Here is a 12,917-nt window from a genome sequence, read left to right as displayed (position 1 = left end):
GAATGCGTGACCTGTACGGAAATGGCTCGTTTGGTGCGGTGAGGGTTCTACGGCATCGGGCGGGCGGGGGTGTAGGGAATGGGCGGGCTGCGTGAGGTGGCGGTGCCGTTCGTCGCTCTCGGCCCTTGTGGTGTATCGGTCCGTACCCGGCTGGGGGGTCTCACGCCCGAGGATGAGAAGGTTCTTTGCCTGGTGGGTACGCACCTGGGCTCGCTGGCCTCGAAGGACCTCAAAGCGCGTTGCGCTGACGGCCTGGAGCACTCCGCCGAGACGTGGGCGGCCCGCAAGCGGGACCTGACGGGCGTCTCGTCGTCCAGGTGGGCGGGCAGCATCACCAAGGCCACGCACGATCAGTGGGCACTCGCCCGGCGTGGGCAGTTGGCGCACATCCATTCCCTCGAAGCGGGCGTCAGGACGCTTCGGCACCGGCTTTCCCTGCCGGTCGGCGAGAAAGGAACCAAGCGTTCCCCGGGCGGCTACCGGTCGGCGCACGAATGGTTCCACAAGACACGCCGCCTGCATGTACTCGAAGACCGGCTGGAGCAGGTTCGCGCAGACCGCGAGGCCGGACGCGTCCGTGTAGCACGCGGCGGCAAACGCCTGCTGGGCACCCGCCACCACCTCGACAAGGCGCAGCTCAGCGAGGCCGAGTGGCGTGAGCGGTGGGAGGCCGGGCGCTGGTTCCTCCAGGCGGACGGGGAGTCGGGGAAAAGGTTCGGCAACGAGACGATCCGCATCACGCCCGAGGGCGACGTGTCGATCAAGCTCCCGGCCCCGTTTGCCGGCCTGGCGAACGCCGGGCATGGCCGGTACGTACTCGCCGCGCAGGTGCGGTTCCCTCACCGGGGGCAGGAGTGGGCCGACCGTGTGGAGGCCAACCGGGCCGTGGCCTACCGCATCCACTACGACACGGGGCGCGGGCGCTGGTACGTGGACGCCTCCTGGCAGATCCCACCCACCAAGGCCATCCCACTCAAAGCCGCCCTCGCCGATGGCGTGATCGGCGTGGACACCAATGCCGACCACCTCGCCGCATGGCGCCTGGACACTCACGGCAACCCGATCGGCCGTCCGCGCCGGTTCTTCTATGACCTGTCCGGCAACGCCCAGCACCGCGATGCCCAGGTACGGCACGCTCTCACGCGGCTGCTGAACTGGGCCAAGAGCTGCCGCGTCAAGGCCATCGCGGTCGAAGACCTCGACTTCCAGGCCGAGAAAACCAGAGAGAAGCACGGGCGCAAGCGCCGATTCCGGCAGTTGATCTCCGGCATGCCGACCGGCAAGCTCCGCGCCCGGCTGACCTCCATGGCCGACGCCACAGGTATCGCGGTCATCGCCGTGGACCCGGCCTACACCAGTAAGTGGGGCGCCCAGCACTGGCAAAAGCCGATGGCCGGCCCCGCCCGTAAGCCCACCCGGCACGATGCGGCGAGCATCGCGATCGGACGACGCGCCCAAGGGCACCCGATCCGGCGACGGACGACACCGCCCCGTGCACACCAGAGCGATGTGCACGGGCATCGGACCGTCCAGGCCGACCGGTGTGCCCCTGGGCGTGAGGGACCCCGCCCCCACGTTCCCGGACCACGGACACGATCCGTGCCGCCGGACGCGGCGAGTACGCGGGCGACCAGGACACCCAAAACCGTTCGGGATGTCCGCAGTGACCAGGTATGGGTACAACACTCACCCCTGCTCACTGATTAGGAACGGTCGTGAACTTCAGTACGGCGCCGTCCTTGTTGTGTGCGACGACGGTCGCCTTCAGCCGGTCGCCGAAGCCGGCCTCGCCGCCCGCGCCGCCGAGCTGCATCAAGGTGCCCGCCGTCTGGAAGGTGACGTAGTCGTCGCCCAGGGAGACATGCACCTGGACGTCGTTCGCCGTGATGTCCGCCGTGGAGGTCACCAGGACCTCGCAGGCGCCGTCCGAGCAGGCGCCGTAGTTCCTGCCGTCGGCCGCCTTGGGGAGCGGGCCGTCGGGGTCGGGTGCCGGTGAGGCGGTGTCCTCGGCCGGGCCGTCGGGCTTCCAGCCCGGGGCGCACTGCTCCGCCCGCTCGTGGGCGGCCGCGAGTCGCGCGTCCTTCCTGGTCAGCGCGGGCAGGTCCGGCTGGGGAGAGGTGAGGGACTGCACGAGCTTGTCGATGTCCGCGGCACTGCCCTCGGCGTCACCGGCGGCCGGGTTCGGGGACACCCCGTCGAGTTCGGCCACGACGCCCCGCACCTTCTTCAGCCAGGCGTCGCGCAACCGGTCGGCCGCGGGGACACCGGACGGGCCGAGGTCCGCCAGGCCGCGCTCCACGTCCTCCACCGCCGACGGCGTGCTGGTGAGGTAGCCGATCGCGCGGGCTCTGGCGACCAGGTCGCCCTGGGCGTCCGAGTCCCGCATCTCCTTCAGGTCGGCGGCGCTGTCGGCCCGCAGGTCCTTGAACGCGGCAGTCGACTCACACATACCGCCGGCCCACTTGACCAGCTGCCCGGACGGTGACTTTGCCGGCGTCGGTGCGGCCGACCCCTTGCCCGAGGTCCCCGGCGCGTCGTCGGTCCCGCCCTCGTCCGTCCCGCCCCCGCACCCGCCGAGAGCCAGTACCAGCCCGGCGGCGGCCACCACGGCGACGCTCCCCCTCTTGCCCATCGAACGACCTCTCTCCGTGCGCTGATCCCGTCTGCACGGGCCGGATCCCGGCGCCGTGGGACCAGTCCAACGCGGGCACGGATTGTTCGGTCACCCCGCACTCAGCCGCGAACAATTCCCTTCGGTGGCGGCGCCGTGCTCCGCCGCCCCACGAGCCGGGTCGGGACGAGCGTCGTGCCGTGGTCGGGGCCGCCGTGCCGCAGCTTGCTCAGGACGCCCTCGACGCAGAGGCGGCCCACCTCGGCGAAGTCCTGGTGGATGGTGGTGAGCGGGGGCAGGAAGGACGCGGACTCGGGGATGTCGTCGAAGCCGATCACGCTGACGTCGTCGGGGACCTTCCGGCCGCGTTCGTGCAGGGCACGCAGCAGGCCCAGCGCCATCTGGTCGTTGGCCGCGAACACCGCCGTGCAGTGCGGCTGTTCGGCGAGCCGCAGACCGGCCCGGTAGCCGGACTCCGCCGACCAGTCGCCGCGCACCAGGGGCGGTGGGGCCGCGCCCGCCTCCATGAGGGCGCCGCGCCACGCGTTGGCACGGCGCTGCGCCGCGAAGGAGCCCTCCGGCCCGGCGAGGTGCCAGACCGTGTCATGGCCGAGGTCCAGCAGATGCCGTACGGCGTCGCGGGCGCCGCCCGCCTGGTCGGTGTCTACGACGGTGTAGCGGTCGCCGGCGTCCGAGTCGGCGACCACGACCTGGACGCCGGGCGGAAGGGAGACCGTAGCCGCGTCGAGCAGATGGATCTCCATGATGACGATGACCGCGTCCACGGCGAGTTCGCCGAGGCGGGAGAAGGCGCCGTTGACCTCGTCCTGGGTGGGGACGGCGACCGGCAGCAGCGTGACGGCGTAACCGTGCTGGGCGGCGGAGGTCGCGATCGCCTCCAGGGTGCGGATGTTCCCCATGGTGGAGAGGGAGAAGGTGATCACGCCGAGGGTGCGGAACTCGCCGCGCCTAAGGGCCCGTGCGGCGCTGTTGGGCCGGTAGCCCAGTTCCCGCATCGCGGCCAGGACCTGCTGCCGGGTCTCCTCGTTCACGCCCGGGAAGCCGTTGGAGACACGGGAGACTGTCTGGGAGGAGACCCCGGCGAGGCGCGCGACGTCGGCCATGGAGGCGCCCTGACGGGGGCGGGCGGCACGCTTCCTCGTCCCCGCCGCGGTGTCGTCACCGTCCGCTGTGCCCATCTTGCCCACCTTGTCCCCTAGGTCGCCGGGCTGCGCAACTTTCGGTCCCGGACGACTCCTTGACCCCTGAGATTCGGACAGTGTAGACATCCCGCCAACGTATGTTTACGTAAACATTCCGAGCAGAAATCATACGAGAACCCGCCGAAACGCACCGAACCGAACCTCGCTGGAGTACTCGACATGGCACACCGCATCCGTAAGAGAAGGCTCCTGGGGGTCGGCATCACGGCCCTCGCGACCGGGACCGTGCTGGCCGCCACCGCGCTGCCGGCCGCGCACGCGGAGACGACCGCCACCGCCGCGGTCACCGTCGTGCCCGACCCCTCCTACAAGCAGGAGAAGTTCGAGGGCTGGGGCACCAGCCTGGTCTGGTTCGCCAACGCGACCGGCGACTACCCGCCCGCGATACGCGAGAAGCTGGCGGGGCTCCTCTTCGGCGAGGACGGTCTCGCGCTGAACATCGCCCGCTACAACATCGGCGGCGGCAACGCCCCCGACGTCAAGGACTACCTGCGGGCCGGCGGCGCGGTCCAGGGCTGGTGGAAGGCCCCGGCGGGCACCACCCGCGAGGACGTCGACTGGTGGGACGCCGACGACCCGGCCGACTGGAACAACAAGGCCGACAAGACGCAGCGCTGGTGGATCGACCGCATCAAGAAGGACATCACCCACTGGGAGACGTTCAGCAATTCGCCGCCCTGGTTCATGACCGAGAGCGGCTACGTCTCCGGCAACTTCGACGCGGCCAAGGACCAGCTCAAGACCGAGTCCGTCGACGACTTCGCCGAGTACCTGGTGGGCGCCACCGAGCGGCTGGAGAAGGCGCACGGCATCAAGGTCGACACCCTGGACCCGTTCAACGAGCCGAACACGAACTACTGGGGCACCCAGCTCGGCCCGGACGGTGAGCCCGTCGGCGGCCGTCAGGAAGGCGCCCACATCGGTCCCGAACTCCAGCAGAAGGTGATCAGCGCACTGGGCCCGACCCTGGCCAAGTCCCGCACTCACGCCGAGATCTCCGCGATGGACGAGACCAACCCCGGTACCTTCGCCACGAACTGGAACTCCTACCCCCAGCAAGTGCGCGACCTCGTCGGCCAGATGAACGTCCACACCTACGGCACCGGCCAGCGCACCACGGTCCGCGACCTGGCCAAGGCCGCGGACAAGCCGCTGTGGATGAGTGAGGTCGAGGGCGACTGGGGCGACGGCCAGAGCTTCACGGACATGCGGCCCGGCCTGGGCCTCGCCCAGCGCATGGTCGACGACCTGCGCGAACTGGAGCCCCGCGCCTGGGTGTTCTGGCAGCCCGTCGAGGACTACGACAACATGAAGCCGGGCGGCGAGTCCGGGAAGGGCGGCAACTGGGGCGAGATCCAGCTGTCGTTCAGCTGCACGTCGAAGGACACGCTCAAGTCCTGCCCGATCTACACGAACACCAAGTTCGACACCGCCCGGAACTTCACGCACTACATCAAGCCCGGCGACCGGCTGATCAAGACGAACGACACCTCCAGCACCGCGGCCGTCTCCCGCAAGGGCGACGCGGCCACCGTCGTCCACGTCAACAGCACCACCGAGGCACGCGAGGTCACGCTCGACCTGTCGAAGTTCGGCCGGGTCTCCTCCCGAGCCACCGTCACCCCGGTGGTGACCAGCGCCGACGGCAAGCTGGAGCGGCAGAAGGCGGTCCGGGTCAGCGGCGAGCGGGCCACGGTCACCGTGCCCGCCCAGTCGGTGACGTCGTTCCTCGTCAAGGGCGTGTCCGGCGTCGCGAAGGACGCGGCCGAACTGAAGAAGGGCCACACCTACCGGCTGACCGGCGCTCAGAGCGGCAAGGACCTCACCATCGCCGACAACGGCACCGGACTGGTCATCAAGAGCGCCGACGCCGCCGACCCCAGCGGTCAGCAGTGGCGGGTGGAGCAGATCAGCGGCTCCGACAACCGCAAGCGGTACGCCTTCACGGAGGTGAGCGAGGGCAAGCGATTGGCCGTTCGCGACGGGGCCCTGGTGGCCGAGCCGGACGAGGGGCGCCGGGACAGCGCCGCCCAGTGGATCATGTCGACGACGGGCGACGGCACCTGGACCCTGGTCAACGCCGCCACCGGCCGACTCGCGGACGTCTCCGGGCAGTCCACCGACGACGGCGCCGGGGTCGGCGTGTGGCTGGCGAACTCCGGAGCCAATCAGCGGTGGAAGGTGACCGAGGTGACGGGCGCCGGCTCCGACTAGGGCGTCCGGGCCCTACTGGTCCGAGTAGCCGATGTCGCCGATGGTCCAGGCGCTCACTTCCTCCAGGGCGACCCGGTACATGCCACCCGTGTCGGGGATACCGAAACTGCCCTGGAGGATCCGGGCGACGTGGAAGTGGAGGTACGTGGGCCGGTCACCGTGGTCCGGCCCGCGGCCGTCGCCGTCCTGGTGGTCGGCCTCGTGGTTGCCTCGGCGCCGGGTGAACGCGGCGGCGAACTGCCCCAGGTGCTCGGAGTCCCGCAGGACTTCGGCCACCCGTTCCTTCCACAGGGATTCCGGCGCCAAGCGGCCCGTGATGACCGCTCCCGGAACCACCACGGTCAGGGACATCTGGCTGCTGTGCCGCGACTCCACCATCGCGGCGATCGCGACGAGCAGGTCGTCAGGGTGTGTCATGCCTCCGGAGCCTAGCCCGACGACCGGCGTCGGGGCGTGGCAGGAGGCGAGGCGTCACCAGCCGAGCGCACCTTCGTCAGCCGGCGCGTCCCGGGTCGGCGGGACCGGCGGCGCGTCGTGGCAGACGAAGCCGAGCCTGGTCAGCGCCCGGCGCATCTCGCCCGTGGTGAAGTCGCGGCGGTTCTGCCTGGTGATCACTTCCCCGACCTGCATCACGGGGTAGACGCGGCGGCCGATGGTCACGGCCACGCCGGTGACGGGTTCGGGGGTGATGCCGCTCATCGACTGTTCGACCTCGCTCTTGGTGAGGTCGAAGGGGAAGCGGGCGATGACGCAACGCATGGATGCCTCCACGGCACGAGAATGAGCCGAAGGAATTCGAAAATCCGGACCTCTCGGCAGTGAATCCGAGGCTGTTGACAATCCGGGAACGTCAAGGAACGTCAAGAAAAGCAAAGAGCTGGGGCCCGCACCCCAAGAGCGCGGGCCCCAGCCACGTAGTACGCGTCAGCGTCAGGCGGGAACGATGTTCTCGGCCTGCGGGCCCTTCTGGCCCTGCGTGACGTCGAAGGTAACCTTCTGGCCTTCCTGAAGCTCGCGGAAGCCGCTGGTGGCGATGTTCGAGTAGTGGGCGAACACGTCAGCGCCGCCGCCGTCCTGCTCGATGAAGCCGAAGCCCTTTTCCGCGTTGAACCACTTCACGGTGCCAGATGCCATATTGAATCTCCCTTGGGGGGCAGTGCCGGACTCCGCACTTTACGGGTCCGAGTCGCCGCGATGATCACCCCTCCGGAAAGATCCGGAAAGCTCTGCAAAGAAACAAATCTCTGGCAACCAAAACTGCAACTGGTATCACGCTAACACAGCCCGGGCGTTTGCACCCGTGTGATTTCGGCGCCGAGCATTGATTCTCCTCCAGCGGCCACCTGTATTTCTGCATCGGCGGGACTAGATATCTGGGCCGCGCTCGTCCAGCTCCCGGCGCATGTCCCGGTTCAGCCGGAGGGCGTCCGCCAGCCGGTCCTCCAAGGAGATGATCCGGCAGGCCGCCTCGACGGGCGTGCCCTGGTCGACGAGCTCGCGGGCGCGGGCGGCGATGCGCAACTGGCGTCGTGTGTACCGGCGGTGACCACCTCCGGAACGCAGGGGAGTGATCAGCTCGGCCTCCCCGATGGCCCTCAGGAAGGCGGGAGTGGTGCCGAGAACGTCGGCGGCCCGCCCCATGGTGTAGGCGGGATAGTCGTCGTCGTCGAGGTTCCCGGCGACAGGGGCGTTCTCGGCGGGCATGGCACCTTCGTTTCGGGGGCGCGGCGAGGGACCCGGGCGGACACGGCACCCGTACTCCGAACGGTTCAGCACCCTCTGCCTCGTGGCACAACCCTAGCGCCGACAGGCATGGAGATGTAGTGCTGCCATGACAGACTTTCCCACCGACGGAGAGGCACCGCCGCCCGTCGTGCCGGTGACGCCGTGACCAGTCTGATCGAGCTCCTCAAGGGACCCGCCTAGGTTGCGGGGCCCGTCCCCGGATCCAAGCATGGGCTGAGGTGAGGAAACTTCGACAGGCGCCCCCGGGAGGGCACGCGCTCCCGGAGGAGTGAGGCCCATGACGATCCCTGCCGACCGGCCGCTGCGCTGCCTGGTCACGGGTGCCACTGGCTATCTGGGCGGCCGGCTGGTGCCGGAGTTGCTGGGCGCCGGACATTCCGTGCGGTGTCTGGCCCGTACGCCCGGCAAGCTGCGGGACCATCCGTGGGCCGGGCAGGTTGAGGCCGTGCGGGGGGACGTGACGGACGAGGGGTCCGTGCGGGCGGCGATGGAGGGGGTCGACGTCGCCTACTACCTGGTGCACGCGCTGGGTACGGGGCGGGGCTTCGAGGAGACCGACCGGCGTGCGGCGAGAGTCTTCGGTGAGCAGGCGCGTGCCGCCGGCGTCCGGCGGATCGTCTACCTCGGCGGGCTGACCCCGGCCGGCGTACCGGAGCGCGCGCTTTCGCCCCATCTGCGCTCCCGCGCCGAAGTGGGCCGCATCCTCCTGGCCTCGGGCGTGCCGACCGCCGTACTGCGGGCGGCCGTGATCATCGGTTCGGGGTCGGCGTCGTTCGAGATGCTGCGGTATCTGACCGAGCGGCTCCCCGCGATGGTGACCCCGAGCTGGGTGCGCACCCGCATCCAGCCGATCGCCGTGCGCGACGTGCTCCGCCTGCTCGTGGGATGCGCGCGGCTGCCGTACGACGTGAACCGCACCTTCGACATCGGCGGACCGGACATCCTCACCTACCAGGACATGATGCGGCGGTACGCCGCCGTCGCCGGGCTGCCCAGGCGTGTCATCGTCCCCGTGCCGCTGCTCACGCCCCGGCTGTCGAGTCTCTGGGTCGGTCTGATCACCCCGGTGCCGGGCGCGCTCGCCCGCCCGCTGGTCGAGTCGCTGAAGCACGAGGTGGTGTGTGCCGAACGGGACATCGTCGGTCACGTGCCGGACCCGCCGGACGGGCCCGTCGGCCTCGACCGCGCGATCAGGCTGGCGCTGCGGCGCGTGCAGGATGCGGACGTGGCGACGCGGTGGTCCTCGGCCGCGACGCCCCGCGCCCCCAGCGATCCGCTGCCGACCGACCCCGACTGGGCGGGCGGCAGCCTGTACTCGGACGCCCGTGAGCGCACCGTCGCGGCGTCGCCGCAGGCGCTGTGGCGGGTGGTCGAGGCGATCGGCGGCGAGAACGGCTGGTACTCCTCGCCGGTGGCCTGGTCCCTGCGCGGGTGGCTGGACGCGCTGGCCGGCGGAGTGGGCCTGCGCCGGGGCCGCCGGGACGCCAACCGGCTGCGGGCCGGCGACAGTCTGGACTTCTGGCGGGTGGAGGAGATCGAGCCGGGCCGGCTGCTGAGGCTGCGGGCGGAGATGCGGCTGCCGGGCCTGGCCTGGCTGGAGATGACCGTCGACCGGGATCCGCAGGGGCGCACGGTGTACCGGCAGCGGGCACTGTTCCATCCGCGCGGACTCGCCGGGCACGCGTACTGGTGGGGCGTGGCACCCTTCCACGCCGCGGTCTTCGGGGGCATGATCCGCAACATCGCCGCCGCGGCCGAGTCGGCCGCCGATGAGCCGGCCCCCGATCAGGTGAATTCCTGACGACACCTGCCCGACGGTCAGGTGTCGAGCCGAGCTTCGCCGTGGCGATAGCCGCTGGTAAGGCCGCCCCGCGTGCCCGCTCCCGACGCCACGTCGCGACGCGACCGTACAAAACCCTGCACAACCCCCCACAGGCCCCGCGAGTCACATGTGGTTGTCGTAACCACATGTTTCCCACGGAGGTTCTCTCATGGTCTCTCGCCCCGTCCGCCGCAAGGCCTTAACCGCCGCATCGGCCCTGACCCTGGCCATCGGCACGGCGCTGACCGCGTCGATCGCCCTGCCGGCGGTGGCCGGTGCCGCGACGCCGTCGGCAACCGTGGACGCAAGCCTCGGCGGCAAGTCGGTCGTCTACACGGCGGCGTCCGGCCAGACCAACAAGGTGACCGTCACCGCGACGGCATCCGACGGCCTGGCGAGCATCACCTACGTCATCGACGACGTGGTCCCGATATCCATCGCGCCGACGGAGGGGGACTGCACCTACCCCGACAGCGCGGACCGCACCAAGGTCTCCTGCACGCAGACCACCCTCGACAGCCAGGACCCGTACGCCACGCTGTCCATGAACCTCGGCGACGGCAACGACACCATCACCTACGACAACGCCACCGACCAGACCTACTACCTGGCCACGATCGACCTGGGCCCCGGCAAGGACACCTACACCCACACCGGCAGCGTCGACGGCAACCAGCTCCAGGGCGGATCCGGCGACGACACCGTCAAGCTGGGCGTGGCGGGGACGGTGAGCGGCGGGGACGGCAACGACACACTCAACGGCGCCGAATCCTCCATCGTCCTGGGCCAGGCCGGCGTCGACACGATCCACCTCGACGGCGACGAGAGCGACGCGGACGGGGGTGCCGGCAACGACCTCCTCTACGGCGGAGCGGGCCGCCAGCGCCTGAACGGCTCGGACGGCAACGACACCCTTCGCGGCGGCACCGGAAGCGACTTCCTCTACGGCGGCCCCGGCGCCGACATCCTGTACGGCAACAGCGGCGACGACACGCTGTTCGGCAACAGCGGCAACGACAAGCTGTACGGCGGCCCGGGCACGGACACGCTGTCGGGCGGCCCCGGCACGGACGTCGAACACCAGGACTGACCTGCACGAGTCCCGCACCGGACCGGGGACGGACCGGGGACGGACCGGGGAGGCCCCGCCCAGCTCCCCGGTCCGTCGTCCGCACCCGGGGCCTTGCCCGCCGGCTCAGCGGCCGTCGAGCAGTCCGGCGTCGTGCGCCAGTACGGCCGCCTGGACACGGTTGGCGCAGCCGGTGCGGGTCAGGATGCGGCTGATGTGCGCCTTGACGGTGCCGGCGCTGAGGTACAGCCGGCCGGCGATCTCCGAGTTCGACAGTCCCGTACCGAGCAGGCGCAGGACATCACGCTCGGCGGGGGTCAGTTCCGCGATCCTGTGCAGGGCGGCCTCGGTGCCGCGGCCGGACTGCACATGGCGTTCCAGCAGTTGGCGGGTGACGCGGGGTGCCAGGACCGGTTCGCCCTTCGCGGCGAGCTGCACGGCGCGGATCAGTTCGGTGGGGCCCGTGTCCTTGAGGAGGTAACCGTTGGCGCCGGCCCGCAGGGCGCGCGTGACGCTCGCCTCCTCACCGAAGGCCGTCAGCATCACGACACTCGTACGGGGCGACAGGCGGGTGATGTCCTCGGCGGCCGTGATGCCGTCCCTGACCGGCATCTGGATGTCCAGCAGGGCGACGTCGACGTCCTGGGCGCGACAGGCCGCGGCGGCCTCCCTGCCGTCCCCGGCTTCGGCCACGACCTCGATGTCGTCGGCGTTCTCCAGGATCAGCCGGATACCGGTGCGCATCAGCGCCTCGTCGTCGGCGATCAGGACCCGGATCATCGGCTCATCCTAGAACTTGGCCGTTGTGGCTCAGCCCCTTCGGGATTCACCTGAGCGCCGCCAGCAGCACGACGACGAGGAAGCCCGCCGTCGGCAGGACCACGAGGACGGACGCGCAGCTGGCTCCGAGGACGCGCGGCCAGGTCAGGACCTCGGTCGACAGCGGGGCGTGGGCTCCTCTCGGGGGTGGGAGTGGCCCGGCGGAGGTCTCCGGGAGCGGCCCGGACACGGACCTGATCGCCTCGGCCGGCAGCCGTGCCGCCACGCGGAAGCCGCCGTCCGGCAGGGGCCCGGCCTCGAATGTGCCGCCGAGCAACGAGATGCGCTCGTGAAGTCCGGCCAGGCCACTGTGAGTTCCGCCCTGTGAACGGACGGCCTCGCCCGGCGGCCCGTTCGTGACGTCGACGTCGATGCCTGCGTCCGTGCCCCTGACCGCCACCTGGGTGGGCGCGCCGGACGCGTGTTTCAGCACGTTCGTCAGCCCCTCGCGGACCACCCGGTGGATCGCCTGCCGGGCACGGGCGCCCACCTCGGCCGTACCGGGAACCGACCAGTCCAGCTCGACCGGGCCGCCGCCTGCCTGCCGGGACTGTGTCACCAGGGCGGTGATGTCCTCGCGCGTCCCGCGCTCGCCCGTGCCCCCCTTCGCGCTCCCGTCCGGCGGATCCATCGCATCCGCAAGCTCCGCTCGCCGCAGGACGCCGAGGATCTCGCGCAGCTCCTCCATGGCCGTGCCGGCGGTCGTGCGCAGCAGTTCGACCTGCCCCACCAGGGGCGGCGCCTGCCGGGCGGCGGCGAGTTCCAGCGCTCCCGCGTGCACCGAGATCAGGCTCAGCCGGTGGCCCAGGAGATCGTGCATCTCGCCCGCGATCCGGGTCCGCTCCGCCAGCCGGGCCGCCTCCGCGGTGAGCGTACGGGTCTGCTCCAGATAGGCGTTGCGCTCCCGCAGCAGGCCGGTCAAGGGCCGGCGGCGGCCCAGCAGGGTCCCCGACAGGGCGGGGAGCAGCAGGAGGAGCGCCGCGGAGATCGCGTTGTCGGCCAGGGCCGTCGGCAGGTGTTCCCACCGGAACAGGCCGACGGCGACGGTCAGGACACCGAGGACGGCACAGGCCGCGCCCACGGCCCGCCAAGCACGCCGGGACGGTGCGATACGGCGCGTGGCGGACAGCACGATCAGCGCGATCACCGGCAGCGTCCACACGTTGCCGCCCATGACCAGCGGCGCGGCACCCAGCACCGCGGCGACGGGACGGCCACGCCGTACGGCGACGAGCAGCGCTGCCCACAGTGCTTCCAGGACCGCCAGGACCGGGTGCTGCGCGTGCACCAGCAGCAGCGGCAGCAGCCCGAGGACCGCCGTCAGCGCGGACAGCGACGCGTCGACGGCGACCGTACGGCGTGCGGTGGGGCGCAGGGCCGTACTGATGGGGCGGCGTTCTGTCACGTCCCCGT

The 12,917-nt window shown here is 70.8% G+C and carries 12 protein-coding genes; 4 read left to right on the top strand and 8 right to left on the bottom strand.

Annotated elements, in window-relative coordinates:
- Window positions 1-78: 78 nt before the first annotated feature.
- Entirely contained in the window at window positions 79-1,707 is a 1,629-nt protein-coding gene (locus OHO27_RS19440) for an IS200/IS605 family accessory protein TnpB-related protein (protein ID WP_328425613.1), read from the top strand.
- Here the strand turns inward: OHO27_RS19440 and OHO27_RS19435 are convergent.
- Window positions 1,697-2,632, bottom strand: a complete 936-nt coding sequence (locus OHO27_RS19435) for a hypothetical protein (RefSeq protein WP_328425611.1) — start codon at window positions 2,630-2,632, stop codon at window positions 1,697-1,699. The genes OHO27_RS19440 and OHO27_RS19435 overlap by 11 nt on opposite strands.
- A gap of 101 nt (window positions 2,633-2,733) precedes the next feature.
- The gene (locus OHO27_RS19430) at window positions 2,734-3,735 is read right to left on the bottom strand and encodes a LacI family DNA-binding transcriptional regulator (RefSeq protein ID WP_443059711.1); all 1,002 of its coding nucleotides are present in this window, start codon (window positions 3,733-3,735) and stop codon (window positions 2,734-2,736) included.
- A 258-nt stretch (window positions 3,736-3,993) separates the two neighbouring features.
- Between OHO27_RS19430 and OHO27_RS19425 the strand changes: the two genes are divergently transcribed.
- On the top strand, window positions 3,994-6,048 hold the full coding sequence (locus OHO27_RS19425; RefSeq protein WP_328425607.1) for a glycoside hydrolase: 2,055 nt from the start codon (window positions 3,994-3,996) through the stop codon (window positions 6,046-6,048).
- 12 nt (window positions 6,049-6,060) lie between these two features.
- On the opposite strand, the gene OHO27_RS19420 is transcribed toward OHO27_RS19425, so the two are convergent.
- The 4 genes from OHO27_RS19420 to OHO27_RS19405 form a co-directional block, all read right to left on the bottom strand.
- Window positions 6,061-6,465, bottom strand: coding sequence for a hypothetical protein (locus OHO27_RS19420; RefSeq protein WP_328425605.1), 405 nt, complete (start codon window positions 6,463-6,465; stop codon window positions 6,061-6,063).
- Window positions 6,466-6,519: 54 nt separating this feature from the next.
- Window positions 6,520-6,807: an SCO5918 family protein gene (locus tag OHO27_RS19415; RefSeq protein WP_328425603.1), complete on the bottom strand. Its 288-nt coding sequence runs from the start codon at window positions 6,805-6,807 to the stop codon at window positions 6,520-6,522.
- Window positions 6,808-6,978: 171 nt separating this feature from the next.
- Entirely contained in the window at window positions 6,979-7,182 is a 204-nt protein-coding gene (locus OHO27_RS19410) for a cold-shock protein (RefSeq protein ID WP_007383480.1), read from the bottom strand.
- Between the two features lie 231 nt (window positions 7,183-7,413).
- Window positions 7,414-7,752 carry a helix-turn-helix domain-containing protein gene (locus tag OHO27_RS19405; RefSeq protein WP_328425601.1) on the bottom strand — a complete coding sequence of 113 codons (339 nt, stop codon included), beginning with the start codon at window positions 7,750-7,752 and terminating at the stop codon, window positions 7,414-7,416.
- Between the two features lie 319 nt (window positions 7,753-8,071).
- On the opposite strand from OHO27_RS19405, the gene OHO27_RS19400 reads away from it, so the two are divergent.
- Window positions 8,072-9,595: an SDR family oxidoreductase gene (locus OHO27_RS19400; protein WP_328425599.1), complete on the top strand. Its 1,524-nt coding sequence runs from the start codon at window positions 8,072-8,074 to the stop codon at window positions 9,593-9,595.
- Window positions 9,596-9,785: 190 nt separating this feature from the next.
- On the top strand, window positions 9,786-10,706 hold the full coding sequence (locus OHO27_RS19395; protein WP_328425597.1) for a calcium-binding protein: 921 nt from the start codon (window positions 9,786-9,788) through the stop codon (window positions 10,704-10,706).
- A gap of 105 nt (window positions 10,707-10,811) precedes the next feature.
- On the opposite strand, the gene OHO27_RS19390 is transcribed toward OHO27_RS19395, so the two are convergent.
- Together OHO27_RS19390 and OHO27_RS19385 are read right to left on the bottom strand one after the other, a co-directional pair.
- Entirely contained in the window at window positions 10,812-11,465 is a 654-nt protein-coding gene (locus tag OHO27_RS19390) for a response regulator transcription factor (protein ID WP_328425595.1), read from the bottom strand.
- A gap of 46 nt (window positions 11,466-11,511) precedes the next feature.
- On the bottom strand, window positions 11,512-12,909 hold the full coding sequence (locus tag OHO27_RS19385) for a sensor histidine kinase (protein WP_328425593.1): 1,398 nt from the start codon (window positions 12,907-12,909) through the stop codon (window positions 11,512-11,514).
- Between the last annotated feature and the right edge of the window lie 8 nt (window positions 12,910-12,917).

This window comes from Streptomyces sp. NBC_00443, from assembly GCF_036014175.1.
Lineage (GTDB): Bacteria > Actinomycetota > Actinomycetes > Streptomycetales > Streptomycetaceae > Streptomyces.
The sequence above is the reverse complement of the archived record's forward strand: the minus strand, read 5'-3'. Positions and strand labels throughout refer to the sequence as shown.

What these genes read in the sequence shown, in the direction of transcription:
- OHO27_RS19440 (WP_328425613.1), top strand. Translation starts at nt 79, where the DNA reads ATGGGCGGGCTGCGTGAGGTGGCGGTGCCGTTCGTCGCTCTCGGCCCT.
- OHO27_RS19435 (WP_328425611.1), bottom strand. Translation starts at nt 2,632, where the DNA reads ATGGGCAAGAGGGGGAGCGTCGCCGTGGTGGCCGCCGCCGGGCTGGTA.
- OHO27_RS19430 (WP_443059711.1), bottom strand. Translation starts at nt 3,735, where the DNA reads ATGGCCGACGTCGCGCGCCTCGCCGGGGTCTCCTCCCAGACAGTCTCC.
- OHO27_RS19425 (WP_328425607.1), top strand. Translation starts at nt 3,994, where the DNA reads ATGGCACACCGCATCCGTAAGAGAAGGCTCCTGGGGGTCGGCATCACG.
- OHO27_RS19420 (WP_328425605.1), bottom strand. Translation starts at nt 6,465, where the DNA reads ATGACACACCCTGACGACCTGCTCGTCGCGATCGCCGCGATGGTGGAG.
- OHO27_RS19415 (WP_328425603.1), bottom strand. Translation starts at nt 6,807, where the DNA reads ATGCGTTGCGTCATCGCCCGCTTCCCCTTCGACCTCACCAAGAGCGAG.
- OHO27_RS19410 (WP_007383480.1), bottom strand. Translation starts at nt 7,182, where the DNA reads ATGGCATCTGGCACCGTGAAGTGGTTCAACGCGGAAAAGGGCTTCGGC.
- OHO27_RS19405 (WP_328425601.1), bottom strand. Translation starts at nt 7,752, where the DNA reads ATGCCCGCCGAGAACGCCCCTGTCGCCGGGAACCTCGACGACGACGAC.
- OHO27_RS19400 (WP_328425599.1), top strand. Translation starts at nt 8,072, where the DNA reads ATGACGATCCCTGCCGACCGGCCGCTGCGCTGCCTGGTCACGGGTGCC.
- OHO27_RS19395 (WP_328425597.1), top strand. Translation starts at nt 9,786, where the DNA reads ATGGTCTCTCGCCCCGTCCGCCGCAAGGCCTTAACCGCCGCATCGGCC.
- OHO27_RS19390 (WP_328425595.1), bottom strand. Translation starts at nt 11,465, where the DNA reads ATGATCCGGGTCCTGATCGCCGACGACGAGGCGCTGATGCGCACCGGT.